General features: G+C 59.5%; 21 protein-coding genes. 15 read left to right on the forward strand and 6 right to left on the reverse strand.

All coding sequences use genetic code 11. From position 1 onward, the window contains the following. Positions 1-74: 74 nt before the first annotated feature. From Tal182_RS18395 to Tal182_RS18405, 3 genes are read right to left on the reverse strand one after another with little or no spacing between them, the layout of a single operon-like run. On the reverse strand, positions 75-1,319 hold the full coding sequence (locus tag Tal182_RS18395) for a glycosyltransferase family 4 protein (protein ID WP_085860338.1): 1,245 nt from the start codon (positions 1,317-1,319) through the stop codon (positions 75-77). Next, positions 1,316-2,662, reverse strand: a complete 1,347-nt coding sequence (locus tag Tal182_RS18400; RefSeq protein ID WP_085860339.1) for a glycosyltransferase — start codon at positions 2,660-2,662, stop codon at positions 1,316-1,318. The genes Tal182_RS18395 and Tal182_RS18400 overlap by 4 nt, the downstream gene beginning before the upstream one ends. Next, positions 2,662-3,396: a Crp/Fnr family transcriptional regulator gene (locus Tal182_RS18405; protein WP_085860340.1), complete on the reverse strand. Its 735-nt coding sequence runs from the start codon at positions 3,394-3,396 to the stop codon at positions 2,662-2,664. The genes Tal182_RS18400 and Tal182_RS18405 overlap by 1 nt, the downstream gene beginning before the upstream one ends. Before the next feature lie 470 nt (positions 3,397-3,866). Between Tal182_RS18405 and Tal182_RS18410 the strand changes: the two genes are divergently transcribed. The 5 genes from Tal182_RS18410 to Tal182_RS18430 all read left to right on the forward strand — a co-directional run bounded on the left by Tal182_RS18410 (position 3,867) and on the right by Tal182_RS18430 (position 10,434). Then, on the forward strand, positions 3,867-4,568 hold the full coding sequence (locus Tal182_RS18410; protein WP_085860341.1) for a sugar transferase: 702 nt from the start codon (positions 3,867-3,869) through the stop codon (positions 4,566-4,568). A gap of 116 nt (positions 4,569-4,684) precedes the next feature. Then, positions 4,685-6,445: a tyrosine-protein kinase domain-containing protein gene (locus Tal182_RS18415; RefSeq protein ID WP_085860342.1), complete on the forward strand. Its 1,761-nt coding sequence runs from the start codon at positions 4,685-4,687 to the stop codon at positions 6,443-6,445. Then, complete coding sequence (locus Tal182_RS18420; protein WP_082929680.1) at positions 6,442-7,461, forward strand: glycosyltransferase; 1,020 nt, start codon at positions 6,442-6,444, stop codon at positions 7,459-7,461. Before Tal182_RS18415 ends, Tal182_RS18420 begins: the two co-directional genes overlap by 4 nt. Before the next feature lie 4 nt (positions 7,462-7,465). Next, positions 7,466-8,845 (forward strand): polysaccharide biosynthesis/export family protein, encoded by a 1,380-nt coding sequence (locus Tal182_RS18425; protein WP_085860343.1) that lies wholly within the window; start codon positions 7,466-7,468, stop codon positions 8,843-8,845. A gap of 122 nt (positions 8,846-8,967) precedes the next feature. Further along, positions 8,968-10,434, forward strand: coding sequence for a hypothetical protein (locus Tal182_RS18430; protein ID WP_085860344.1), 1,467 nt, complete (start codon positions 8,968-8,970; stop codon positions 10,432-10,434). A gap of 185 nt (positions 10,435-10,619) precedes the next feature. Here the strand turns inward: Tal182_RS18430 and Tal182_RS18435 are convergent, their stop codons facing one another. Continuing rightward, positions 10,620-10,919, reverse strand: coding sequence for a hypothetical protein (locus Tal182_RS18435; protein ID WP_085860345.1), 300 nt, complete (start codon positions 10,917-10,919; stop codon positions 10,620-10,622). Between the two features lie 308 nt (positions 10,920-11,227). On the opposite strand from Tal182_RS18435, the gene Tal182_RS18445 reads away from it, so the two are divergent. Together Tal182_RS18445 and Tal182_RS18450 are read left to right on the forward strand one after the other, a co-directional pair. Continuing rightward, positions 11,228-12,139 (forward strand): glycosyltransferase, encoded by a 912-nt coding sequence (locus tag Tal182_RS18445; protein ID WP_085860346.1) that lies wholly within the window; start codon positions 11,228-11,230, stop codon positions 12,137-12,139. 106 nt (positions 12,140-12,245) lie between these two features. Beyond that, entirely contained in the window at positions 12,246-13,268 is a 1,023-nt protein-coding gene (locus Tal182_RS18450; protein ID WP_085860347.1) for a glycosyltransferase family 2 protein, read from the forward strand. A gap of 116 nt (positions 13,269-13,384) precedes the next feature. Here Tal182_RS18450 and Tal182_RS18455 read toward each other — a convergent pair whose 3' ends face one another. Further along, entirely contained in the window at positions 13,385-14,494 is a 1,110-nt protein-coding gene (locus Tal182_RS18455) for an acyltransferase (protein ID WP_085860983.1), read from the reverse strand. A 217-nt stretch (positions 14,495-14,711) separates the two neighbouring features. Here Tal182_RS18455 and Tal182_RS18460 point away from each other — a divergent pair, with 217 nt between their 5' ends. Continuing rightward, positions 14,712-17,030 (forward strand): membrane-bound PQQ-dependent dehydrogenase, glucose/quinate/shikimate family, encoded by a 2,319-nt coding sequence (locus tag Tal182_RS18460; RefSeq protein WP_085860984.1) that lies wholly within the window; start codon positions 14,712-14,714, stop codon positions 17,028-17,030. Between the two features lie 248 nt (positions 17,031-17,278). Here the strand turns inward: Tal182_RS18460 and Tal182_RS18465 are convergent, their stop codons facing one another. After that, positions 17,279-17,854: a cytochrome c gene (locus tag Tal182_RS18465; RefSeq protein ID WP_085860348.1), complete on the reverse strand. Its 576-nt coding sequence runs from the start codon at positions 17,852-17,854 to the stop codon at positions 17,279-17,281. A gap of 536 nt (positions 17,855-18,390) precedes the next feature. Between Tal182_RS18465 and Tal182_RS18470 the strand changes: the two genes are divergently transcribed. The 7 genes from Tal182_RS18470 to Tal182_RS18500 all read left to right on the forward strand — a co-directional run bounded on the left by Tal182_RS18470 (position 18,391) and on the right by Tal182_RS18500 (position 25,184). Beyond that, positions 18,391-19,857, forward strand: coding sequence for a multicopper oxidase domain-containing protein (locus Tal182_RS18470; protein ID WP_085860349.1), 1,467 nt, complete (start codon positions 18,391-18,393; stop codon positions 19,855-19,857). 254 nt (positions 19,858-20,111) lie between these two features. Further along, on the forward strand, positions 20,112-20,606 hold the full coding sequence (locus tag Tal182_RS18475; protein ID WP_064804649.1) for a DUF305 domain-containing protein: 495 nt from the start codon (positions 20,112-20,114) through the stop codon (positions 20,604-20,606). A 287-nt stretch (positions 20,607-20,893) separates the two neighbouring features. Next, positions 20,894-21,394: an NADH-quinone oxidoreductase subunit J gene (locus Tal182_RS18480; protein ID WP_064804651.1), complete on the forward strand. Its 501-nt coding sequence runs from the start codon at positions 20,894-20,896 to the stop codon at positions 21,392-21,394. Beyond that, positions 21,394-21,696: an NADH-quinone oxidoreductase subunit NuoK gene (gene nuoK / locus Tal182_RS18485; protein WP_064811214.1), complete on the forward strand. Its 303-nt coding sequence runs from the start codon at positions 21,394-21,396 to the stop codon at positions 21,694-21,696. Before Tal182_RS18480 ends, nuoK begins: the two co-directional genes overlap by 1 nt. A gap of 5 nt (positions 21,697-21,701) precedes the next feature. After that, the gene (locus tag Tal182_RS18490; RefSeq protein WP_085860350.1) at positions 21,702-23,165 is read left to right on the forward strand and encodes a monovalent cation/H+ antiporter subunit D family protein; all 1,464 of its coding nucleotides are present in this window, start codon (positions 21,702-21,704) and stop codon (positions 23,163-23,165) included. Then, entirely contained in the window at positions 23,162-23,416 is a 255-nt protein-coding gene (locus Tal182_RS18495) for a hypothetical protein (RefSeq protein WP_064804657.1), read from the forward strand. The genes Tal182_RS18490 and Tal182_RS18495 overlap by 4 nt, the downstream gene beginning before the upstream one ends. After that, positions 23,409-25,184, forward strand: coding sequence for a Na(+)/H(+) antiporter subunit D (locus tag Tal182_RS18500; protein WP_085860351.1), 1,776 nt, complete (start codon positions 23,409-23,411; stop codon positions 25,182-25,184). Before Tal182_RS18495 ends, Tal182_RS18500 begins: the two co-directional genes overlap by 8 nt. The last annotated feature ends 8 nt before the right edge of the window (positions 25,185-25,192 follow it).

A 25,192-nucleotide genomic window follows, 5' to 3' on the forward strand; every position in this document is an offset into this window, starting at 1 on the left:
ATCTGTCTATTCCTCGTCGGCAGATTGAGACGGTTTCGATCGCGGCAGCAAGACAGGCAGCTCCAGTCTTGCCCTCAGACCGGTTGTCTATTGAAGGCATCGACGGACCGGTCGGCATGGGTGGAGAGCTGTTGCTCGATGAGCCCGGCCATCCGATTGCGGAAAACCGCCGAGGAAAATTTCAGCGAATGCGCGCGTATGGCTTGCGGATCGATATCGTCCTCCCCCTCTTCGAACGCCGCCATGGTTTCCAGCAAGGCCTCGGTGGTTTGCTCAGCGAAGCGAAAACCGACCTGCGGTGAAGATACCGTTTCCCTTGCGCCGCCGGCGTCGAAAGCGAGGACAGGCCGCCCTGATGCCATCGCTTCGACCGGCAGGATGCCGAAATCCTCCGTGCCCGGAAACAGTAGGGCGCGGCATCGCGAGAGGTGATCACGCAGGACATCGAACGGCTGATGGCCGAGGAATTGGACAGTCGGGCCGGCGATCGATTTCAGATAGGGCAACTGTTCTCCCTCTCCGATCACGATGAGCTTACGCCCGGCCGCGGTGCAGGCGCGAACAGCGATATCCGGCCGCTTGTAGGCCGTCAGCTGACCGGCATAGAGATAGAATTCGCCCTTCCCCTTCCCGACCGAAAAATCATCGGTGGCAACCGGGGGATGGATGACGATGGAATCCCGATCGTAGAAGCGGCGAATGCGGTTTGCGACGTAGTCGGAATTGGCAACGAACACGTCGACGCGGGACGACGTCGTCACGTCCCAGGCGCGCAGCATCGGCGCGGTGACCGACATCAAGGCACGTCCCACCCAGGGCAGACCATGCCGATAGACGTGGAACTGATCCCAGATGTAGCGCATCGGCGAATGGCAGTAACAGACATGAAGAGCGTCGGCGCGAGTAATGATGCCCTTGGCAGGCCCGGATTCGCTCGACAGCACGAGATCGTAGTCCTGCAGATCGAATTGTTCGAGCGCGAAGGGCATCAGCGGCAGCATCTTGGTGTAATGCCTCTGCGCGCCGGGGATCTTCTGCAGAAAGGACGTGCGGATGTTCCGCGTCTTGAGAAAATCGCTGATGCGATCCCGGTTGCAGACAAGGGTGAAGATGTCGGCCTGCGGAAACATGCGGCACAATTCTTCGACGACTTTCTCGCCGCCGCGCATCGAGACGAGCCAGTAATGCACGATGGCGACGCGCAGTTGCCTGGTTTCCTTGACACTTCCCGCCTCGACGACGCGTCTTTTCGCCATCACGGGCGCATCGCCGAGGTATGCCCTTGCGTCGGAAAGAGAGGTTGTTGCTTTAAAGGTCAACGGAATACTCCTTGTGTCGCCACACCGTCTGTCAGCTCGGGAACCGCATTCGTCGAAAGCAGGCTGCAATATTCGGCAAGGAGCGCGTCGCGCCATTCCTCATGCGTCGAAGCGAGATCAGGCGACATCAGGAAGGCCCGCTCGCTCATGGCGCGGATTTCGTGCCTCGGCATTTGGCCAAATCGCGTCAGTGTGTCGGCAAAGGCGGCTTCATCAGCCGTGTCGCAGGCAAACGCCATACCGGCGCGTTCCATTTCCTCGGCGAGAAAGGCGCTGCGCGACATGATGACCGGCAGGCCGCTTCTGGCCGCTTCGATCGCTACGAGGCCGAAAGGCTCGGGATAGCGCGATGGCATCAACAGGGCGCACGCCTTGCGGATGGTGGTGCCGATCTGCGCATGCGACTGCCAGCCGACGGCCCTGACGTGATCGCCGGAAGTTGCGACCAACGGCATCAGCGGCCCATCCCCAATCACGCAGAGCCTGGCGCCGGCTCTGCGTGTGGCGGCCACGGCGTCTTCCACGCCCTTTTCCTCGTCGAGCCGACCGATGAAGACAAACTCGTCGTTCGCCTCCGCCTCGACACGCTCTATCGACAAGGGGGCGACGGGGTTGCGGATCGTCGTCAACCGCTCGGGCCGATAGCCGGCGCCGACGAGAAAGCCAGCCATCTTCTCATGCAGCAGGATGATCCGGCCGAAATCGGCTTCAGCCCTCAGCAACCGGAGGATATTCGAGCCGCGGGCGACCCGCCACAATTTGTGCGAATAACTTCTCTTGTCGCAAGCCGTCGCGATGCAGCCGGCACCGAGCGGACGACGAAGGCAGATCTCTTGCGCCTGATAATCGAAAAAGGCGCCGTTGGGACAGGCGGTGAAGAAGTCATGGGCGTGAACGACGCACCGTCCCGCGACCGGAGCCAGTGCCCCGAAAAGCGCCGGAGACAGGATCTGATGCCAGCCATGAACGTGATAGACGGTATTCGCCGTATCTTTTGCGGCAATCCAATTCGCGACCATGCGGGCAGCCGCACCATTGTGAATGCCGGTCACGAAAGCCTTCGCACGCTCGGCGCTCAGCAGGTCGCGGCTGTTCAATCCGACCATCGAGACCCCGAGGGCAGCGAGCTCCGCATTGGCGGCGTCATCCCCGCAAATATAAGTCACGGGAATATCGAGGCCGCGAAAAAGCTTGGCCGACAGCACCGCCAGCCCCGTCGCCCCGCCCCTGGCCACCGAGTAGTCGTCGATGACGACCACGCGATCGATCCTTGGCGTGCCGGAGCCTGGAAAGCGGCTGACATTTGCGGCGGATCGGAGGGCCTCGGAAAGCGACGGGTGCATCACTTCACCGAAAACGCGCCATTCGCACAGGCCTCGAGCGCCTTGCGGTTAAGAATTCGGATCCTACCCTGCCCTCCGTCGATAATCTTGCATTCCCGCAGGCGCCGTAGGCATTGATTGACCTTCTCGCGGGACGCCGGCAACGTCGCGGCCAGATCATTTTGCGAAATAGTCAGTTCGTTGCCGCTGTTTGCGGAATCTTTTCCGTAAACAGCCGAGAGCCGCAGCAACGTGCTCGCCAGTCTTGCCTGCAGGGTCGACGCCGCATTGGCGATTATTCTTTGTTCAAGCTCCGAGACACGCGCCAAAGCCCTTGAGAAGACTTTTTCGCGGAAGCACGGATCGGTGGCATACATGTCCCGCAGCAGCCGGCCCTCGAAGAAGTGCAGCTCGCAATTGGAACCGGCCCGGTATTCGAGGTTCAATGTCTGTCGGCGCAAGACCTCGAGCTCGCCGATCAGACCTGATTTCGCAATGATCTCGACGATGAATTCCCTGCCGTCAGGCAGCATCGTACTTGCACTGACCACCCCCGAATGCACGCGAGCGAACATGTCGACAAGAACGCCCGCCCCGGCAATGATCTCGCCGCGACGGAAACGCCGTACGCTCGAGCGGCAGGAAAGGAAGTCGTCTTCGATGACAATGCGACTGTTGAGGTGAATGCCGCTGGCCGAGATCGCGGCTTTGCTGATGCCGGGCCTGCGATCAGATGCATGTGTGATCCCGTCCATGCAATTCGCTCCTAATACTAGAATGGTCTCTCACCCATGCTGCATTGCATCAATTATATTGGATTACTACGTTAGTCAAATAACATCGGTGCTATCTAACGTAAAATTTAAGTCTACCTTCATAGAAATTCGAAGAACTCCCGACGTACAATAGGACATTCTAAAATGCTCTAATAATTTCCACGACACGAGCCAAAATTGCCCATAAAGACGACTTAGCGATTTAAAAATCATCAATTATTGAAATTGCGACATCAACACAATTGTTGAATTAATGCGCAAAATTATCACCAACAGCAGATTATATAGCCAATTAAAAGAATTGATGACACAGATCTGCAGTCGGAAATCTGTGTGAGGCTTCCTAGCATAAAGAATTAATTAACGATTATGACCTTGGTAACAGACAATCTGGGTGCGGCGCAGCAAGGTTTCAACGGTTGTTGACGGGCAATGTTTTGGAGACCGCGATGGCATGGGAAGCACATAGTGTTGAGGCTTGGTCACGCGTCGGACGGGCCGCTAAGGGTGACGATTTACCCGACACCCGGCCTCGTGCAGCGAGTAGTTCGTCGAAGCGTGCGATAGATCTTCTTGTTGCGATCACCGCCCTGATCCTGCTCTCTCCGCTTCTGCTGATCGTCGCGATGATCGTGAAACTCTCCGACCGCGGCCCTGTCTTCTATTCCCATACGCGCATCGGCTTCGGCGGAGCGCCGTTCGGGTGCCTCAAATTTCGGACGATGAAGCCCGATGCGAGCGCTCAGCTCACGGAATTGCTGCAAAACAACCCGGCCGCCCGCAGCGAATGGGAAACGACGCGCAAGCTGAAGAACGACCCCAGGATCACCGCCGTCGGCGATATTCTCAGGCGCTCGAGCATCGACGAGCTTCCGCAGCTGATTAATATTGTCCGTGGCGAAATGAGCCTCGTCGGACCCCGGCCGGTCACAGCCGAGGAACTGCCGCGCTACGGCGAACACATGTGGGCCTATATGGCGGTCCGTCCGGGACTGACCGGTCAATGGCAGACCAGCGGGCGCAACGACGTCAGTTACGAGTTCCGGGTTTCTCTCGACGTCCACTATCTCAACAACTGGTCGCTTGCCCGAGACTTCGTCATCATCGCCAAGACTATTCCTGCGCTGTTTTCGCAGCGCGGATCGTACTGAGCGTTCAAGGGGAGACAGCCGACAGCACCGGGATCGGAAAATGCGCCGCTCCCGCGTCCCCTCCAAGCCGCCACTACCTGGTTATTCCTTGATTTCCCATTTTGGATTAGGACGACATGACCTCCAGCACGATCTTCAGCGGTGTCTCTGCCATATCCCTGCCTGCAGCAGCCACTGGCGGCGGGAATTCGCCGCTGACCCTGCGGGATATGCTCTTCTTTTTGAGAATGCGCTGGCACTGGATCGTCGTGACGACCATCGCTTTTCTGGCAATCGCCGGAACCTACCTGCTGACTGCCGAACCGACCTTCGTTGCCAGCACGCAGCTTTTGATCTTCCCCCAGGTGAGCGGCTCTGAAGCACAGAGGGCTTTCGCCGAAGATGCGTTCATCGAAGGACAGCTGGAGATCGCCAGATCGAGCGATGTCGTCGGCGGAGCGGTGGCGGCGCTTGGTCTCGTCCGTGATCCGGAGTTTGTCGATCAGACGCCTTCTCTGCAGGGTAGAGCGAAGAATTGGCTGACAGGGCTTTCCTCACAACTGGATACGCCATCGCAAGACGCGGCGGGCAACGGAGCGAGCGAAGCGCAACCGCAGACGGAGGAGGAGCGGCTCCACGACTGGGCAACCGCCAAACTGCTGAACATGATGGACATCCGCCGGATCGGAAGCTCGACGATCATCGAGATATCGGCTGCGGCATCGACCCCTCAGAAGGCCGTCGACATCGCCGACACGCTCGCCAGGCAATACATCCAGAAGAATATCTCGATGAAGGCCAACGCCGCCCGCCAATACAGCGACTGGCTGGCGAAATTCATGGCCGAGCAACAGCGAGGGCTGGCGGAAGCCGCCAGCGCCCTGGCGAGCTTCACGAGCAATCCCCGCGACCAGTTCAAGCTTGCGGAACTGCAAAGCGCAACGGATGCCCGCCGTACGCTTTATGAAAACACCTTGAACCAGCTGACCGAAGCAAAGCAGCGCATCACCTACCCGATGTCCGACGCCACGATCGTCTCGCGGGCCATGTTGCCTCTTTCGAAGGCGAGACCGCGCAGCACGCTCATCGTTGCCTTTGCGGCGGCGGTCGGCCTTGGCGCGGGTCTCGCACTCGCAATGATAAGACATGCCAGCGACCGCCGGCTCGTCCGCCCGCATCAGATCGCTGAAACCTGTGGTCTGCCCTTCGTCACCGTTCTGGCGACATCAAAAAGAACACGCAACGGCCAGCCGGCGCCTTTCCTCGCCGCCGGCACGGGCAGCAGTACAGCCGCCTATCCGGTTATTCCAGGCATGACGGAGTTGAGCGCAACGGTCGTCGGGCTTCGGCGCAAACGCCGGATCGTCATCGGAGTGGTCGCCGTCAATCCCGGCAATGGAGCATCAACCATCGCAAGCGAACTTGCCGTGCTATCGTCGGCATCTGGAGCGAAGACACTTCTGATTGATGCGGCCGCGCAGAAATCATCACTCAGCAAAGCGATTGCGCCCCATAGTTCCAGCGGCCTCGTCGACGTGCTCGACAACGGCGAACTGATTCAGACGGCGGCCTTGCCCCTCAGCCCGACGCTGAAATTCCTTCCGCTCGGCAAGGTCGACACCGTGACGCCGGCAATTCGTCTGAGTTCGCGCCGCACGCAATTGAGCTTCGCCGAGCTGAAAAAGGAATTCGACACCATATTTGTCGACATTTCCGCATTCTCTGCTTCGCCGGATGCCAATGCGATCGCGCCGGAGCTCGACGGTGTTCTGGTGGTCGCCTCGCACGGACGCACCTCGATTGACGACGCCATGCGTGTCATCGAGACGATGCGCAATGTCGGCGCGGAGATCCTCGGCGCGGTCATCAACCACTCGCCGAAGAGCATACAGCCATGATCGCGCATTCGGCAAAAACCACAAGGCAGGACGGCTTGGTCGGACCGGCGCCTGTTTCTTCCGACACCGAAGCGATGGTCCGGCGCGCGAGCCGGCCATTGCGGATTGCCGTCGGAATTGCTTCGGCGGGACGTCCTTCGATCCTGCTGGAAACGGTCAATTACCTCGCCGGCCTGCCGGACCAGCCGCAGCGGTTGATCGTCTGCGTGCCGGGGATCGACGATGCCGCCGGGCTCGCCGACCGTCTCGACGTGGAAATCATTATCGGCAGCCGCGGCCTGACCTCTCAGCGCAACAGCATCATCCGGGCGTCCGCCGCCGACACAGATGTTCTGATCTTCCTGGACGACGATTTTATTCCGGCCGCAACCTTTCTGTCGCGAATGGCAGCCGTCTTTTCAGCGAAATCTGACGTCGCGATTGCCACCGGTGAGGTCCTGGCCGACGGCATCCTCGATGGGGGGCTCGACATGTCGAAGGCCCTGCAGGTTCTTCACAGCGCCGGCGAAGGGTCCGAGCGGGTGTCGGATGTCTATAATGCCTACGGGTGCAATATGGCGGTTCGCCTCGCCCCCGTTCTCGAGCACGCGCTGGCGTTTGACGAGCAACTGCCGCTCTATGGCTGGCTTGAGGATGTCGATTTCAGCAGGTCCATCGCCCATTACGGCAGATCCGTGCGCGTTGAAGGCGCCTACGGAGTGCATCTCGGCGTCAGATCCGGGCGACAGCCTGGCCGCAGACTCGGCTATTCGCAGGTTGCCAATCCTGTCCACCTGATCCGCAAGGGCACGATGTCGAAAGGCCGTGCAATAGCACAGATCGGCCGCAACATCCTGGCGAACGCATCGGGCATAGTGCTCAACGACCACTTGGTCGACCGATGGGGACGTTTGAACGGCAATTTGCTGGCGCTCACCGATCTTCTTGCCGGCCGCGTCTCGCCATCCCGCATTCTCGAATTCGGCAATCCGCCCTCCCGCGCGCCCTCGCCGCCAATCGCAACGAAACGGAGATAGATCAATGCAGTCCACATTCTTGCTCGATCGCGTTATCTCCGCGGCCCTCGCCTTGCTGGTTTTCTGCTGCCTGACCGGCCGGAGCGTCGCCCACGCACAAACATTCACCCTCGTGCCGGAAGACAAGGTCAGACTGCGCGTCGTCGAATGGCGTTCCGCGGATTCCCGCTATGCCAGCTGGGAAGCTGTCGATGGCGTCTACACCATCGACGATACCGGCGACCTGTCGATCCCAATCGCCGGCCATGTACAGGCGTCCGGAAAAACAACCGAAGAACTCGCCGATGCCGTCGCCAGTGCGCTCGCCGAAAAGGCGGAACTTCCTGGCAAGCCATACATCGCCCTGGAGATAGCCGAGCATGCGCCGATCTTTGTGACCGGCACCGTTCAGACCCCGGGACGCTATCCTTTTGAACCGCGGCTGACTGTCATGAAGGCCGTCAGCATCGCTGGTGGCTTTCTGCGGGAACGCGAGGACAATACCTATTTCGAGCGCGACCGGATTCAGGCAGCCGGAGCCTACCGAACCGCCGTCCTCAACCGGCGCGATCTCTTGATGCGGCAGGCGCGGCTGCGCGCGGAAATCGCCGGCGAGCAGAGCTTCGAGATTCCCGCCGAACTCGTGGGAACGCCCGACGTGGACAAGCTGAAGGCACAGGAATTGAACCTGATGCGACTGCGCCGCGTCGATATCGACAGCCAGATCGAAGCGGCGAATGACCTCACCCGCCTCTACGGCCAGCAGGTCGAGTCACTCGAGGCCAAGATCAGCTCGCAAAAGCGGCAGATTGACCTTGCCCAAAAGGAATTGGACAACGTCAACAGTCTGGTGAGCAAAGGGTTGGTCAGCAATTCCCGTCAGGTCTCCGTCGACCGCTGGGTTGCCGATGCACAAGGTACTCTGATCGATCTCGAAGTCGCCCTGACCACGGCTCGTCAGGGCCTCAGCGAGGCCGACCGTTCCAAGATCAATATCGTCAACAGGCAGAACAGCGAAAACCAGGAGCTGCTGAATCAGGTCAACCTCGCGATCGGCAGGGCAGCGATCGATATTCAGGTGGCCCAGCTTCTGGGCGAACAGGCCGGCTATGACGCTCAACTTGCGCAGATGAACATGGAGGCGCCGGGACTTGGCAGAGCGCAGAAGAACTACAGGATTGTGCGTCGCAACAACGACGGAACCACCAGCAACATCGTAGCCGACGAGCAAACCGCATTGCTGCCGCATGATCTCGTCGAGATCGGCTTGGACACCAATCTTCAGGCGCCGACTTCGCCGTTGCAGTCCGCACCCCAGACGCAGAGCTCGACACTCCCGTCATCTGATGTGGCCGGGGATAATCGAGCCGGCCGTGGCTGGATGTCCCAGATGGGATCGAATTAGGAGGCAATGATGATCAGCAACGACAGCTGGCGGCTTTCGCCTCGCCCATCATATCGACTTGCCGATGCCCGCATTCGGCCAAAGCAGTATTTCAGCTGTTTGCCAGGGTCAGGATTAGACGCATGTCGATAGAGCCGCTCGGTTTGATCGTTCTCCTGCTTGGCCTGCTCACCATGGTCAATGGCGCGCTTTTTGCAGTGACGACCCTCTGCCTGTTGACGCTGCTGGGAGCAGCGGCGGCTCTGCAATTGCCTGCGCTCGGTGGCAGCAGTGTCCAGCCAAGCCATGTAATGCTCCTTTTTATCGTCGCCGCCACCATGTTGCGTCCGGTCCAGACGCAAGCGGCGCTGGCTAGCATCGCCTATCCGGGTCCCGGCTTCTGGTTTGCCGCCTACGTGCTGTTTTCCGTCGTGTCGTCTTTTTTCCTGCCGCGCATTTTTGCGGGCGCGACGCTCGTCTACTCCTCTGCGAGAGATGCGACGGGCATGATGTCGACGGTGGCCGCGCCCTTGTCGCCAGGCTCTTCCAATCTCAGCCAATCTGTCTATCTGCTCGGCGACCTCGCCTGCTTTGCGGTGGTCTCGGGACTTGCGAGGCTCGGATATCAGCGGTTCATCGCCCAGCAGTTGATCGTCGCATCAATCGCATGTTTTGCTCTGGCGTTGCTTGATATCGGAACGTTCCTGACCGGTCAGACCTACCTGCTCGACGTCATCAGAAACGCGAATTACACCATGCATACCGCCGAGACGATCAGCGGCTTCAAACGCATCGTCGGCGCCTTTCCCGAAGCAAGCATATACGGGACGGTCGCACTGGCCTATTTTTCGTTCACGCTTCTGCTCTGGCTGGAGCGCGTTCGAAGCCGTATGGCCGGCCTAGCAACGCTTTTAATCGGCCCGACGATCCTGCTCTGCACATCGACAACCGCCTATATCGCCGGGCTTTTCGTTGTCTGCATGCTCGTGCTGTTCTGCTGCAAACATATGGTCGCAGGATCGGCAAAGACCTCGCACGTGACTTTCCTGGCGATAACCCTCTTCCTGATCCCTTGCGCCATCGTAGCCCTCAGCCTTATCCCCGACGCATGGAATTCCATCACCAGTCTCGTCAACACCACCGTGTCGGACAAACTCCAATCGCAGTCCGGCGAGGAGCGCACCGCCTGGAACACGCTGGCATTGATCGCATTCGTCGATACCGCAACCTTCGGCGCCGGCCTCGGAACGGTTCGAGCATCGAGTTTCATCGCCGCATTGTTGTCCAACGTCGGATTGACCGGCACGCTTCTCTTCGTCGCCTTCCTGTACAGCCTTATCAGAGCCTCCGGCCGGCACGTCTCCGGCGATCGGGAGACGCATGCCATCGGAAACGCCGCCGTTATGGCATCGATCTCACAGATCGCCTCTGCGGCGATTTCAGGAAGCGGCACCGATCTCGGCCTGCTGTTCAGCACCACGGCGGGATTGGCGGCCGGTTGCCTGGCCACCCCCTATGTGTCGTGGCATCGGGTGGCCCGACCTGTCGCAAATCGGCATCCCCCGGGGGCATCGGCATCTCTCAGGAGAGCGCCGGTGTTTGCAACGTGATGACCTCAGTCGGGAATTTCGTTCAAGGTCGAGGACGGTACGCCCTTGCAGCGATGCGCATGCCCGGGCGGATTCGCAGCCAATCGCCCGCGCCGTCAGGAAATGCTGGTAAAATCAAAAGCTCGGAGGAACGCGGTGTCGCACCTCCCTGCTGGATAGGACGGGCGACCGATCCTGCTTCGGCGTCAGCCCTGTCGGCGTTCGCTGGTGGCTGCGACACTATCAGCGGCGGAATTGTTTTCTCGCAGCCTGGCGCTGCGCCGCGCGAAACCCGACAGGAAGACGCCTGTCAGGTAGCCGATTTCCATGAGCACGAGGAAAGCGATACCGGAAACGATCGCCCCGAACAGCGAAGACCCGTCGGCGAAAGCCACACTGCCGAAGCCGATTGCCACAAGTATTGCGAAAATCGAGAAGGCCCAGGCGCGGATCGAAGCGCCGGCAGCTATCGAAATCACGGCCGCCACCAAGGTGGTGATCAGCATGACGATCTTCCCTCCCTCCGCATTTCGATCAGAGTCCCGGCACCAGTCGTCCTGCCGCGGTTCAAGATGTCGAAACACAGCCCTGTGACAGGCACGGCATTCTTCATGATGAGCGTCTCAACAATGGAACACACAAAAACCGCCGGCGGCCGGATGCGGTTTCAACAAACGAGCGGTCCGGCGATACGCAATATATACCGAACCGGACTGTCATACGACAGGCCTGCCGGATCGATCAACAACTGTTCCCTCTACCCTGAAGAGAGCAGCCATTCACTCGCATTGAAGACAACCGGAAGGGTGATGACATGAACAATCAGTGCGTTGTCTACGTCACGGATGTCGAATATTCATTTCCAACTATTCTTTCCGCGCTCCAAGCTCGCAAATTCGCAAGCTCCGCAACCGACGTTTGCGTGCTTATGTCTGAACGTCTGGATAATTTCAGCGAGTTGAAAGCCCTGCTCGCCGCGAGCGGGGTCGAATTGGCAGATGCGACCGATGCACTGCAGGACTCGCTCGGCAAGCTCGACAGTTCGCATTTTCAGGGGCGCATCAGCGTCAGCACGATGGCCAAATTGGTCCTTTGCGAGATCCTGCCCGCCCATTACAACCAAATCATCTATCTTGATGGCGATACCCAGATCGTCAGCGATCTCGGCAAATTCGAAAACGCCGCCGTGCCTGAGGGCCGGTTTTTCGCGGCCCGCGATTACACGGCAATTCAGGACTTCCTCAATACTGGAAAGGACAACCACTACTTCAATGCGGGGGTCCTGAAATTCCATCGCAACGGCTGGATCGGACAGGAGGCGCTTGAGCTTTTTGCCAGCAACCCCGAGGCTTGCGAGGGCAAACACGATCAGGGCGCATTGAACTATGTTTGCGGTTCGTCGCTCATCCTCGTATCCAACCGCTGGAACTTTCCCAAGCAGTTTCTGCATCTGGTGAACATGTCGTCGCTGGCGATCGTCCACTATATGGCGCATCCGAAGCCATGGCATGGAACCTTCTTTCCATGGACCGATCGGGAAAGCCAAGTTTATGTCGATCTGCGCAAAGCCCATCCCATTTACAACGCGCTCTATCGCGGAATAAGCCTCGATCGGAAGATACTCTATAAATATCGGTCGATGCGGGCACGTATCGAACACGCGATCGAGAGGAACGGCCCCCACCCGCGGGTCCAGAGCCTGTTGGTTGGCGATTACGCCGTATGATGACTGCATATTGTTCCCACCAGCCGAAATTGCTCTGTGCTCCGTCCGTGGGGCCTCTCGAAGCAAGGCTAATGATTCCGGGAACGGATAATGTTCAGGATGGAATATGAGTTATCGGGTTTCCGTCGCCAGTATCTCGCATTACGCAAAAGCCCGCCTGCGCCGGTCGCTCAAGGCTCGGCAGGTTCGCTATGACGTGCTGCGCAGCGGGCTCAGGCAGGCCCGCCACGTCGTCATCTCAGTCATCCGTGACGAAGGCCACCGGCTGGCATTCTTCCTGCAATATTATCGTGATCTCGGCTTCGAACATTTTATCTGCATCGACAACGGCTCGACGGACGGAACGGCCGAATTGCTATCCGGCTTCGACGATGTCTCGCTCCTATCAGCTCATGGCTCCTACAAGGCGGCAAGGTTCGGAAACGACTGGATCAACGAGGTCATCAACCGGTACTGCCGGGAGAAATGGGTCCTTTATGTCGATGCAGACGAGTTCTTGGTCTATCCCCATTGCGACACCTGCCTGATCGATCAGCTGACCGCTTATATCGAATCCACCGGCGGTCATTCCCTCCGCTCGGTCATGATCGACATGTACAGCCCGCGTCCCGTTCTCGAAAACATATGCGAACCCGGCCGCAATCCGCTCGAGGTCTGCAATCTTTTCGACCGATCCGGCTATGTCGCTCATTTCGACGAACGCAACGGGACGATATGGATCAAAGGCGGCGTTCGCGGACGCATCTATTTTCGTGATCGGCTCTGGGACGGGCCGGCGCTCAACAAGATCCCTCTCGTCTATGTGACAGGTGAACGGCTGTTTCTCAAATCATCGCACCAGGTCTGGCCGCTCTCCCTGAATCTGGGCGAAATGCGCGGCGCGCTCGGCGTATCCGGCGCCCTTCTCCATTTCAAATTCCTATCGACCTTCGTGCACAAGGTTGCCGATGCCGCCCATCGTTCTCAGCATACGGAAGAATACACCGTTTACTCCTCCGACAAGGAGATGGGCGACTTCGTCCATGACGATACGGGCACTTACACGAGCTGGAAGGACTTGTCCGATCACGGGCTCATTCAGGGTGAAGGCTGGAAAAACTGGAAAAACATCTCCGGGAGCGAAATCTAAACAGTCCTAGCAAGAATGCAGCGGGTTCGGTCAGCGACCGCAAATCCCGATGATCTCTTTGCTGAGCCGGGCATCCTCGCTCAATGACCAAAGTCCCGGATGGGCGGTCGAGAAGCTTACTTCAAAACCGCGCCGGCCAATTCCCGTCTCGTGCCGCGTTGCAGGTAGAGGTTCTCGAGCCAGGTCACCTGTCTCCTCAATTCCAACGCCGGCTTTTCGATGAATCGCCATGAGAAGGCGGCAAAACAAGTGACAATGATGCTGCAGACGATCCCATTCAGCCACCAGTTATGCGCCCAGGGTCCGAGCGCGACGAAGGCCTGCTGGATGGGATAGCCATAGAGGAATACGCCATAGGAATAGTCCGCCCCCTGAAGCACTCCGAGCTTGCGGGGCGAGGTCAGGCCGAGAAAGACCGTTACATATCCAATAGCCGGAATGGCAACGAAGTCCCCAAAAGAGCTGAACCAGTAAGCCCACAATATGACGGCAACAGAAGCGATGAACATGCGGAGATCCCACAGAATCTTGTCCTTGTAGAGATAGATCGTCACGCCCACGAGGAAGGCGCCGATCAGCAGGTTCCCCGACGCGGTCGTCGGCATAAATGCCCAGTTGCTCTCATGCTTCCAATATCGCGCAAGCCCAAAACCCACGAACAACGCCGTCGTTGCGACGAGCGCGAGCACGCGCCGCCTGACCACGCCGAGCAGGAAAAGCGCGGCGATCGCGACGTAGCATTCAAGTTCGAAGGGCACGGTCCAGAGCTGCCCGTTCACCATCGCGGCGTCAGGATTGGTCAGGAACACCCCCGGAAGATTGAAGTGAATGTGCCCGGTGACATTCAGCAGATATGTAAAAAACTGGGGGTCGGTGAAGTAGTTACTGAGGTCATACTCGGTATAGATCGCTCCCAGTATAAAAGCAGCCAGCAACACTTCCACTGCGAGGGCGGGATAAATCCGGATAAATCGATTGCCAAGAAAAGAGATCAACGTCTTCGACCGCCCTAGACTGCCGGCAACCAGGAACCCACTCAGCGCAAAGAACATGGGCAGCACCGACTTGATAAAGGGACGCAGGGGCGTTTCCCACAAAAACAGATCATCGCCGTAGGTGACACGAGCCGTATGGATCCAAAGCACCGAAAAGGCCAACAGCAATCGCATGTAGTCAAATCCTGTCGGCCGCCCCTTCGCCAGATCAAGTTTTTCGCCGAGAACCATCAGTGCCCCTTTCAGAAGTTTTGACGCAATCGCAAGCATCATTGCCGGCTCGGGGACACGTGTCAGTGACCACAGCTACATCAGGAAAAATTTGAGGGACTGCCCGTCTTCGGGACGAATAGCTGACCATCGCTCCAATGGCCCTGTGCTGCCCGAGGCGCCGTCGATGGTCGGAGACGAATGCGAGCGACCGGGCAGCGAATTGGATGAGGAGACGATGAAATTTCTGGCCGCTTTGTTCTGTATCGTTCTCGCCTTGATCGGATTGGGCTTGATGGGAGGCGGCGCCTTGCTGCTGAGCCTCGGCGGCTCCTCCTATTACGCAATCACAGGACTTGCCTATCTCGTTGCAGCCGTTCTGCTATGGCGCCGGACGCCGCTGGGCGCACTCATCATCCTGCTTGTCGTCGTTTTCACCCTTCCCTGGGCATTGTGGGAGTCGGGCACCAATTTCTGGGGGCTCTTCGCACGCTTGATGTCCCCCATTGCACTGGCGGGATTTGCGTTTCTTTTTGCACCAGCGCGTTTGCCGACCGCCAACCGAAAGCTCTTCCACGGCGGCGCCCTGCTTGCCGCCATTCTGTTTGCTGCAGGCTTTGGTCTTGCTTTCACGCCGCATGAGGTGATCCGCCCCTCCGGCGATTTCCCTACCTACAAGACGGTCAGAGGCGACAACTCCCCCTCCGACTGGACATCCTATGGCCGTGGCACGGAGGGAGATCGCTATTCCCCATTCGATCAGATCAATCGCGGCAACGTTGCCAGGCTCGATCTTGCCTGGACATATCGCAGCGGAAGAGGCGACGGCGTCGACCAGAACACGCCTTTGCAGATCGGCGATACCGTCTACACTTGCACGCCGACGGATGTGATCGCCGCCCTTGATGCCGATACGGGAAAACCCCGCTGGACCTTCGACCCCAAGGCGTCGGCGCCCTATTGGCAGCGTTGCCGCGGCCTCGGCTATTACAAGATGCCGGAGGAAAGCCGATCACCCGATGGCCTCTGCAACGAGCGCCTGATACAGACGACGATCGATGCCCGCCTCCTCGAGATCGACAGCAAAACCGGCGCGCCATGCACTGGCTTCGGCGACAACGGTACCGTGCAGCTCTCTCAGGGCATGGGTGAAATCAAGACCGGCTACTATTTCCAGACGTCGGCTCCGCTGATTGCCCGCAACCTGATTGTCATCGGAGGCTGGGTCACCGACAATCAGGAGGTCGGCGAGCCCTCAGGCGTCATTCGCGCATTCAATGTTGTCACCGGCGGGCTCGAATGGGCCTGGGATCTCGGCAGTCCGGCGATCACCAAGCTTCCGCCGGCAGGCGAGACCTACACCCGCGCCACGCCCAATATGTGGACGACAGCCGCCTTCGACGACAAGCTCGGCCTCATCTATGCCCCGCTCGGCAATACCACGCCGGATTATTACGGCGCCAATCGCCCGGCTTTCGCCGATCAGTACAACGCGACATTGGTGGCGCTCGATGTGACGACAGGCCGGGAGCGATGGAAATTCCAGACCGTGCATCATGATATCTGGGACTATGATCTGCCGGCCCAACCGGTGCTGATCGACCTGCCTGACGGCAATGGTGCCACCGTGCCGGCCATCTTGCAGACCACCAAACGTGGGCAGCTTTTCCTGCTCAACCGTCAGACCGGCCTTCCCCTCGCCGAAGTTCAGGAAAAGCCGGTGTCGCAGACAGGAGGCGCGCCGGAAGAGAAGCTGTCGCCGACACAGCCTTATTCCGTCGGCATGCCGACGATCGGTGCGGAACGTGTCACGGAGCAGCGGGCCTGGGGCCTGACGATGTTCGATCAGCTGGCCTGCCGCATCGCCTTTCGCAAGATGCGCTACGACGGCGATTTCACCCCGATCGGCACGCATCCTGCAATTCAGCAGCCGGGAAATCTGGGCGGCCTCAACTGGGGAAGCGTCTCGGTCGACCTGCCCAACAACCGCGTCTTCATGAACGACATTCGCGTCCCCAGCATCTTCGCGCTCGTGCCGCGGGCCGATTACGTCGATTTTGCCCTCGTCACGACCGCACACGGCCCATCCGCCCCGCAGCGCGGCACGCCCTATGGCATGACAACCGAGAAGTGGACGTCAAGACTGCGCATTCCCTGCACGCAACCGCCATGGGGCACGGTGACGGCAGTGGATCTGAACACACGCAAAATCGCATGGCAGGTGCCGGCTGGGACTGCCGAACAGCTCGGACCATTTAAGATCAAGATGAATTTGCCCATGTCGATGGGCTTGCCGACCTATGCGGGTACATCGGCGACTGCCGGCGGCCTCGTCTTCTTTGCCGGCTTCCAGGACTATTATATCCGCGCCTATGACGCCGAGAACGGCAGCGAGCTCTGGAAATATCCTTTGCCGGTCGGCTCGAGTGCGACGCCGATGACCTACGTCTCACCTAAGACAGGCAAGCAATATGTTCTGGTCTCGGTTGGCGGAGCAGCAAATTCGACTGACGTCGGCGACTATGTATTCGCCTTCTCCCTAAGAGACGGGAATTAGCCAGCCGATCACACGAAGCCACATGGCACCGCTTGATCGTGTCGTGAGTGATCGGCTACCTCAAGCATGCCGCTGATCCGCTTGCGAACACCGTCCTTTAAGATCGTCCGCAAGAGCTATTGCCAGCGCAAAAGATTGACTGGCGGTAGATGATGGCATCACGGCCGTGCACTGGCCATGTCTGATCCTCTTACTGGGCAAGGCTTCGAGTAACCCAAACTACCCTCGCAGGGCGATCGGCAGCCCAGTCATTTTGCCCGAAACCGCGAGTGACACGACGCGCAGGTCTGCAGCATCAGGTGAAACGCATGTTCTGCCGACATGGCAGACATCGAAGCCTCGCTCCTGATGCGCGTACCAAGCGGCCCTCCGCCCATCGGCTCGCGCTCCTTCATACGCATATCATCTGACATTCTGTCCGGATGCCGATCCGCGGTCGAAGACAAGGCATCCGCATAGGTCTTGAGGTCCCGCGCCAGTTCGGAGAACCGATTCCGTTCGGTGGCGATCACCTCGTTTGCCTTCGAACCCTCTGCGGCGGTCACCGTTGCAAAGTGATCTGTAAGACGCCGATCGGCTCGATCACTGATGGCTTCGCTCGCCTCCTTGAACTTGGTGGAGGAGTAGGTTTCGGGAGCTTTGAACATGTCCGAAATCGTCTTTGCGGCGGCGGCGATCTCCTTCATATCGTTCTGACGATCAGCCACGACCGGCACGGTCTCCGCAAATGCGAGGGAATTCGCCAGCACGCATACGAACACCAGAATGGCACTTGACCTTCCCGTTGGTGGAAGGGGCAGTCTTCGTGGAAAATGGTTGATCATCCGGGATGTCGTAGTTGCGCTTCTTCTGATCCCTGCTTGATGAGGATCAAAGCGGGCGTGTGGAGTTTCCCTAAGCTATCCATGAGGCAGAAATAGGCTGAGCAATATGGACTTGCGGAAGCATAACACGCTGATTTTGAGGATGTGCATAGCGCTGCTTGCCGTCGCTATTCTCTTCAGCGCACCTGCTTCCCATGCCACTCTTCAACCCTGCTCGACGGAACACAGAGTGTCCATTGATCACCCTCACCAAAACGATCATCACTCAAAGCCAAAAATGGCACTCGGTGACCAGGCGTGCTGCAGCAGCATTTGCGCTGTCTGCATATTGATTCTTCCGTCACCGACGACCGCGTCGTCAAATATGGCGATTTTGTTGACCCGTATTTCCTATCTGCAGGAGCATCTTACCGGAAGAGCCCCTTCTCCTGGCTTCAAGCCTCCCCGATCTGCTGCCTGACGAAGCGTCCGCCTGTCAGCGGGCCAGTTCCATCATCAGCACTGTCGGGATGCCGACATAAATCGAGAGGCATATCATGTATCGCCGTCAATTCCTGAAGACGCTCGCCGTGAGTGCGGCAGTCGTCTCGCCTGTCCTCAATTCCATCCGCGCCCATGCAAACCCTGTTCCCGCCGATCTGGTCATCGGAAAGAGAACCCTGGACGTCAATGGCAAGGCCGCCACCATCTTCGGACTGGCCAACCGCAGCGGCAAGCCCGGCCTCGTGCTGGACGCAGGCACGGACCTCGACATCCGCCTCCTCAACGAGACATCCGAAGACACCCTCATCCACTGGCATGGCCTGACGCCGCCGTGGAAAATGGACGGCGTACCGGACAATCCGGCCGCCTTGCTTGCCGCTGGGGAAAACCGGGACTACCGATTTCCTGTCGGTCCTGGCGGGACCCATTGGATGCACGCCCACACCCTGCAGGAGCAGAACCTGCTCGCCGCGCCGCTGATCGTCCGCACGGCGGAAGACCGCGCCCGTGACGAACAGGAAGTCGTGATCCTGCTGCACGACTTCTCTTTCAAGTCCCCGGAGGAGTTGCTGGAAAGGCTGAAGGGTAGCGGCGCCAGACATGGCGGCATGCAGTCGCGCCATCAAGGGATGATGCAGACGATGATGAACATGCAGGGACATCAGATGCCGATGACCGGCATGTCGACGATGAACATGCCGATGGCGGGAACGTCGGCGATGGACCTCAAAGATATCGAATACGACGCCTATCTCGCGAATGACCGCACCCTTGACGATCCCGAGATCGTCAGGATCGAGAAAAGCGGCCGCGTGCGTCTGCGGATCATCAACGGAGCGACAGCAACGGCCTTCACCATCGATACCGGCAGCATCGTCGGTAATCTCATTGCCGTGGACGGCGTCGATATCGAGCCGGTCCCGGCCAGCCGCTTCCCGATCTCGATGGGTCAGCGCCTCGACATCCGGCTGGAGCTTCCCGCAGCCCCAGGCTCTTACCCCATCCTCGCACTTCGCGAAGGCGCGAAGGAGCAGACCGGTATCATCCTCGCGACCAGGAGTGCAGCCGTTGAAAAGATCGGCACCACCGCCTCGGAGATGGGTCACGTTCTCGACCTTGGCCTGGAGCGCCAGCTTCGGCCTGCAACACCTCTCGCCCCCCGCTCACCCGACCATCAGTACGCCATCACACTGACGGGAGACATGACCGCGTACACTTGGGGCATCGACCCATCCGCGCCGTTGAATGTTTCCAAAGAAAAGCGAGTCCGTCTCACCATGCGGAATATGTCGATGATGGCGCACCCGATGCATCTGCATGGGCACCATTTCCAGGTCGTCGGCGTCAATGGCCAGGGGGTCAGCGGAGCCGTCCGTGATACTGTCCTGCTAACGCCGATGGCCGAGGTCGTGGTGGAGTTCGATACCGTCAATCCGGGCCGTTGGCCGCTCCACTGCCACCACCTGTACCACATGGCGGCGGGGATGATGACGTACATCGCTTACGACGGCGCGATCTGATCAGCAAGCTCGGGCTCCCGCATCCGGCAAGCTCTTGCGACCCGGGAACCAACCCGCCGATGCAAGGTTAAGGCGATATGCCTCCGAGTTGTTGCCTCGGAAACATCCTGGAGCGGTTCAGCTTTTCACGGAAGCGCAGAACCGCTCTAAACTTTTGGATTTACGCGATTCCGGAGGGAAAACGGCTTCGCACTTTTCCTGGAATTGCTCTGACCGCCTTCCGACTCGGTCCGAAGGCCGGAAGGAAGCTAGCGATGCGCAATCACCACAATTCCCGGCATGAGGGGATGAGCAGGCATCCCTATTCCATGTTCGCGGTCAACATGATCCTCAGCCTCATCGTCATGTACTTCGTGATGTTCTCGATGATCGATGGCTGGAGCGATTTCAGGAACAATCTCAACATGCTCTACATGGCGCTGACGATGGTGGCCCCGATGGGCATCATCATGCTCGCCACCATGGGCGGCATGTACGGGAACAGGAAGCTGAACGCCGCCATCCATGTCGGCCTGGCGATCCTGTTCGTCGCGGCCTTTGCAGGCACTCGCACACAGGCTCTCATAGGCGACCGCCAATTCATCGCCTCGATGGTGCCTCATCATTCAGGTGCAATCCTCATGTGCCGGGAAGCAGCCCTCAACGATCCCGAACTGGTTGCGCTCTGCGCCAACATCTCGAGCGGCCAGCGTGCGGAGATCGAGCAGATGAACGCGATCCGCACGCGCCTGGATCAGGGCGCGCGGTAAGCGCTTGCGGATGTCAAGAAGGCAATCGAGACAGCCGCTCCAGCCTCGTCGACCAGGCTAAAACCATTTGCCTATGGATAAAATCGGTACGACCCTATCGAAAGCGCGCGCTTGGCAAGCGACCTTCGCCACATCCGGACCGGCTCGATCTTGCTCCGTCGATGACAATAATCTTGTGAAAAATCCGATACTAGGGCACAATTTGCGAAGGCATCTGAAGTTGCGGCGCAGTCTCGAATCCGGCCGTCTCGCGCCGAGTGGCAGTTCGCGTCGGAGGGTCGGCGTCGATGGATCAGGGGTTCTTTCTTCTGTTCGCTGCGGTATCCGTGATCACGGCCCTGACGGTGGTCCTGGCGCGCAATCCGGTTCACAGCGCATTGGCGCTGATGGCGTGTTTCCTGCAGGTCTCGGCAATCTTCGTCTTGCTCGAGGCACCGTTGCTCGCGGTCATCCAGATCTTCGTCTATATCGGCGCGATCATGGTCCTGTTCCTGTTCGTGATCATGATGATCGATGTGCGCGAAGCGGTGTTGCAGCGGTTCTTGCCGGGCGGCAACCTCCCCGCTCTGGTACTGCTCGTCCTGCTCGGAGTCGAGATGCTCGTGCTGGTGCTCTGGAGCGACCGCTTTTCGGTCGTGGAGCCCGTCGCGATGCGGGGCGGCGACGACGTCAGGCAGCTTGGCACAGCACTTTTCGCCGACTATCTCCTGCCGTTTGAAACCGCCTCCGTAATCCTGCTGGCGGCCTTGGTCGGCGCCATCATGCTGGCGCGGAAGGAGCAGGGGTGATGGTTCCGCTCTGGTGGTATATTGTGCTCGGAGTGGTCCTGTTCGTGATCGGAGCGGCGGGCGTGCTGCTCAGGCGCAATATTCTCGTCGTACTGATGTCGCTGGAGCTGCTGCTCAACTCGGTCAACATCAATTTCATCGCTTTCGGGCGTTACCACGCCGATTTCCGCGGGCAGATCTTCGCGATCTTTGTCATCGCAATCACCGCGGCGGAAGTTGCCGTCGCCCTCGGCATCCTGGTTGCCCTCGTGAGGAACAAATCCACCCTCAAGATCGACGACGTGACGGTGATGAAAGGATAACGGCTTTGGACTCGGTTGTATCGATCCGGCCGTTGCTTGCCATCGCCGTCGCCGGTCTGGCGGCCCTTGCAGTTCTCCTTTTGAATAACCGCGAGAGACTTCGCGATCTGGTCTCGCCGTTGGCCGCGATCGCCATGTTCGCGATTATCTTATCGATGGCGCCCACGGTGCTGGCGGGCGGGACGGTCGAATTGCGCCTGTTCGAGATTCTGCCGGGGATCGACTTTGCTTTCCGGGTCGATGCACTCGGCATGGTGTTTGCCACCGTCTCTTCGCTGCTGTGGATCGTGGCGGCGATCTATTCCATCGGCTACATGCGGCATTTGAACGAGCATGCGCAGACCCGGTTCTTCGCCTGCTTCGCCAGCAGTCTTGCGGCCGCCGCCGGGGGCGCCTTCGCCGCCAATCTGTTTACGCTGGTGATCTTCTACGAGGTGCTCAGCCTCGTTACCTATCCGCTCGTCTACCACCACGAGGACGAGGAGGGATGGAGGGGCGGCCGCAAGTACCTCGTCTATCTGATGGGCGCCTCGAAAAGCGCGCTGCTCGCCGCACTGGCGCTGACCTACCATATTGCGGGGTCGCTCGACTTTGTCGCGGGGGGGCTGTTGGCCAGGAGTGATGTCTCGGCGGCGCTGCTGACGGTCGTCTATTTCTGCTATCTTTTCGGCTTCGCCAAGGCCGCTGTGATGCCGATGCACGCCTGGTTGCCCGCCGCGATGGTCGCGCCGACACCGGTCAGCGCGCTTTTGCATGCAGTGGCAGTGGTCAAGATGGGCGTGTTCTGCGTGCTACGGGTGGTGTTCCATGTCTTCGGCACCGGACTGGTGGGCGGGCTGGGCCTCGGAATCGCCACGGCCTATCTGGCTTCGTTCACGATCCTGATGGCGTCGGTTTACGCCCTGACGCGGGACGACCTGAAGGCCAGGCTTGCTTATTCGACGGTTAGCCAGCTCTCCTACATCGTGCTGGGCGCGGTTCTGTTGTCGCCGGTCGCGATGGTCGGCGGGATCATCCACATCGCGGCGCACGCATTCTCCAAGATCACGCTCTTTTTCTGCGCCGGGTCGATCTATTGCGCGTCCGGCAAGCGTAACATCAGCGACATGGCCGGTATCGGCCGCAGGCTGCCCTGGACGATGGGGGCATTTTTCGTCGCCTCGCTCAGCATGATTGGCGTGCCGCCAACCGCGGGTTTCGTCAGCAAGTGGTATCTGGCTAAGGGCGCCTTGGCGGCGGGAGAGACCGCGTTCCTGGTCGTGCTCCTGGTGAGCTCGATCCTGAACGCCGCCTATTTCCTGCCGGTCAGCTATGCCGCCTTCTTCGAGGCGGAGAAGCAGGAGAGCCGCACGACGGTCCGTGAAATTCCGTTGGTGACGATACCGCTGGTCGCGACGGCAATCCTGTCGGTGCTGATGGGCATTTTCCCGGGCTATTTTCTCACCCTGGCAGATGGAGTGATCCGATGATCAAGCGTGTCGTCGACTTCTTTGGTGCCGAGCAATATGCGAGCCCGCGCCGCCGACTGTTCTACCTCGTGCTCGTCCTGATCGTCATCGCCGACTTTCTGGTCTCTCGCGAACATGCCGAATATCTGTGGGACAGCCTGCCGGGCTGGTCCGCCGTCTACGGCTTCGTCTCCTGCGTCCTGCTTATCTTCGTTTCCAAGTTTCTCGGCCATCGGGTCGGGCTGATGCGGCGCGAGGACTATTATGACTGACTTCATCCATCCGGCTCTGCTCTTTATTCTTGGCGCCCTGCCGATCCCTTTCCTCAGCGGGTGGGTCCGCAAGGCCTATCTGCTTCTGATCCCTGCGCTGGCAATCCTTGCCGTGCTTACGATGGAGCCGGGGAGCTATGGCGAAGCGCGGTTCATCGGACAGGAGATCCTGATCGCGAAAGTGGACAAGCTCAGCATCGTCTTCGCCACCGTTTTCACCATCATGGCGTTGATCGGCATGGTCTACGCGCTGCACCTGACGGATGCCGGCCAGCACGTGGCGGCATTCGTTTATGTCGGCAGCGCACTTGGCGTGGTGTTTGCCGGTGACTACCTGACCCTCTACCTGTTCTGGGAGGGCATGGCATTCGCCTCCGCCTATCTGGTCTTCGCGCAGCGTGGTGGGCCGGCGATCCGGGCCGGCTTCCGTTACCTGATGGTCCATATGACCGGCGGTGTCGTCCTGCTCGGCGGCATCATTTCCCACGGGCTCGCCACCGGTTCACTGCTTTTCGGCCCGATCGCGGGGGGCCTCACCAATGGAGGAATGGGGGTCGGCGACTACCTGATCCTCGCCGGCTTCATTCTCAACGCGGCCGTGCCGCCGCTCAATGCCTGGCTGACCGATGCCTATCCGGAGGCGACCGTCACCGGGGCGGTGTTCATGAGCGCGTTTACCACCAAGACCGCCGTCTATGTGCTGGCGCGGGCGTTTCCGGGGACCGAGCTCCTTGTCTGGCTCGGCACCATCATGGCGCTCTACGGCGTCATCTACGCAGTGCTGGAGAACGATTGCCGGCGGCTTCTCGCCTATCACATCGTCAGCCAGGTGGGCTATATGATCGCAGGTATCGGCATCGGAACCGAGATGGCGGTGAACGGAGCCGCCAGCCACGCCTTCGCGCATATCCTCTACAAGGCGCTGCTGTTCATGGGTGCCGGTGCAGTCATCTACGTCACCGGCCGACGCAAGCTCACCGAACTCGGCGGGCTTTACAAAACCATGCCGCTGACCGTGGCGCTTTACATGGTCGGCGCCTTCGCGATCTCGGCCTTCCCGTTCTTCTCGGGGTTCGTCACCAAATCGATGGTGATAGCGGCTGCAGGAGCGGATCACCGCGCACTGGTGGTGCTGGCGCTGACCATGGCATCGTCCGGGACGTTCCTGCACACCGGCCTCAAGCTTCCCTATTACATGTTCTTCGGGACGGACCGGAAACTGGAGGCGCGGGAGCCGCCGCGCAACATGCTGATTGCCATGGGCATGGCGGCGGTGCTCTGCATTGCGATCGGGGTGTTCCCCCAGCCGCTTTATGCGCTTCTGCCCTATCCGGTGGATTTCGAACCTTATACGGGCATGCATGTCATGGAGAGCCTCGGGCTGCTGATGTTCACCGCCCTGGGGTTCGTTCTGTTCCTCTGGGCGCTCGATCCCGAGAACACGATCAGCCTCGACACCGACTGGTTTTACCGCAAGGGTGCGCGGGCCTTCATGTGGCTCGCCGAAAGGCCGCTGGCGCGCTATGAGCAGGCGGTGAGCAATGTCTCCGAGACCGCGGCGCTGCCCTTGCTGCGCGGCGCGGCGCGGACAGGACTCCGGCTCGATCTTGCCGGCGTGGATGCCGTCGTGAATGGCATTGCCCACTCGATCCTGCACGGCGGCGGACGGCTCAGGCGGCTCCAGACGGGTGTCGTGACCCATTACGTACTGGCGATGATCGTCGGTCTTATCGCAGCCACCGCCGTCTTCGTCGTGGCGTGGCGGTAGGGGGTGCC

It is taken from the genome of Rhizobium sp. TAL182, assembly GCF_002117725.1.
Lineage (GTDB): Bacteria > Pseudomonadota > Alphaproteobacteria > Rhizobiales > Rhizobiaceae > Rhizobium > Rhizobium esperanzae.

What these genes read in the sequence shown, in the direction of transcription:
- Tal182_RS18500 (WP_085860351.1), top strand. Translation starts at nt 23,409, where the DNA reads ATGACTGACTTCATCCATCCGGCTCTGCTCTTTATTCTTGGCGCCCTG.
- Tal182_RS18430 (WP_085860344.1), top strand. Translation starts at nt 8,968, where the DNA reads ATGTCGATAGAGCCGCTCGGTTTGATCGTTCTCCTGCTTGGCCTGCTC.
- Tal182_RS18415 (WP_085860342.1), top strand. Translation starts at nt 4,685, where the DNA reads ATGACCTCCAGCACGATCTTCAGCGGTGTCTCTGCCATATCCCTGCCT.
- Tal182_RS18405 (WP_085860340.1), bottom strand. Translation starts at nt 3,396, where the DNA reads ATGGACGGGATCACACATGCATCTGATCGCAGGCCCGGCATCAGCAAA.
- nuoK (WP_064811214.1), top strand. Translation starts at nt 21,394, where the DNA reads ATGGTTCCGCTCTGGTGGTATATTGTGCTCGGAGTGGTCCTGTTCGTG.
- Tal182_RS18435 (WP_085860345.1), bottom strand. Translation starts at nt 10,919, where the DNA reads ATGCTGATCACCACCTTGGTGGCGGCCGTGATTTCGATAGCTGCCGGC.
- Tal182_RS18455 (WP_085860983.1), bottom strand. Translation starts at nt 14,494, where the DNA reads ATGGTTCTCGGCGAAAAACTTGATCTGGCGAAGGGGCGGCCGACAGGA.
- Tal182_RS18465 (WP_085860348.1), bottom strand. Translation starts at nt 17,854, where the DNA reads ATGATCAACCATTTTCCACGAAGACTGCCCCTTCCACCAACGGGAAGG.
- Tal182_RS18400 (WP_085860339.1), bottom strand. Translation starts at nt 2,662, where the DNA reads ATGCACCCGTCGCTTTCCGAGGCCCTCCGATCCGCCGCAAATGTCAGC.
- Tal182_RS18445 (WP_085860346.1), top strand. Translation starts at nt 11,228, where the DNA reads ATGAACAATCAGTGCGTTGTCTACGTCACGGATGTCGAATATTCATTT.
- Tal182_RS18410 (WP_085860341.1), top strand. Translation starts at nt 3,867, where the DNA reads ATGGCATGGGAAGCACATAGTGTTGAGGCTTGGTCACGCGTCGGACGG.
- Tal182_RS18475 (WP_064804649.1), top strand. Translation starts at nt 20,112, where the DNA reads ATGCGCAATCACCACAATTCCCGGCATGAGGGGATGAGCAGGCATCCC.
- Tal182_RS18425 (WP_085860343.1), top strand. Translation starts at nt 7,466, where the DNA reads ATGCAGTCCACATTCTTGCTCGATCGCGTTATCTCCGCGGCCCTCGCC.
- Tal182_RS18495 (WP_064804657.1), top strand. Translation starts at nt 23,162, where the DNA reads ATGATCAAGCGTGTCGTCGACTTCTTTGGTGCCGAGCAATATGCGAGC.
- Tal182_RS18470 (WP_085860349.1), top strand. Translation starts at nt 18,391, where the DNA reads ATGTATCGCCGTCAATTCCTGAAGACGCTCGCCGTGAGTGCGGCAGTC.
- Tal182_RS18420 (WP_082929680.1), top strand. Translation starts at nt 6,442, where the DNA reads ATGATCGCGCATTCGGCAAAAACCACAAGGCAGGACGGCTTGGTCGGA.
- Tal182_RS18480 (WP_064804651.1), top strand. Translation starts at nt 20,894, where the DNA reads ATGGATCAGGGGTTCTTTCTTCTGTTCGCTGCGGTATCCGTGATCACG.
- Tal182_RS18450 (WP_085860347.1), top strand. Translation starts at nt 12,246, where the DNA reads ATGAGTTATCGGGTTTCCGTCGCCAGTATCTCGCATTACGCAAAAGCC.
- Tal182_RS18460 (WP_085860984.1), top strand. Translation starts at nt 14,712, where the DNA reads ATGAAATTTCTGGCCGCTTTGTTCTGTATCGTTCTCGCCTTGATCGGA.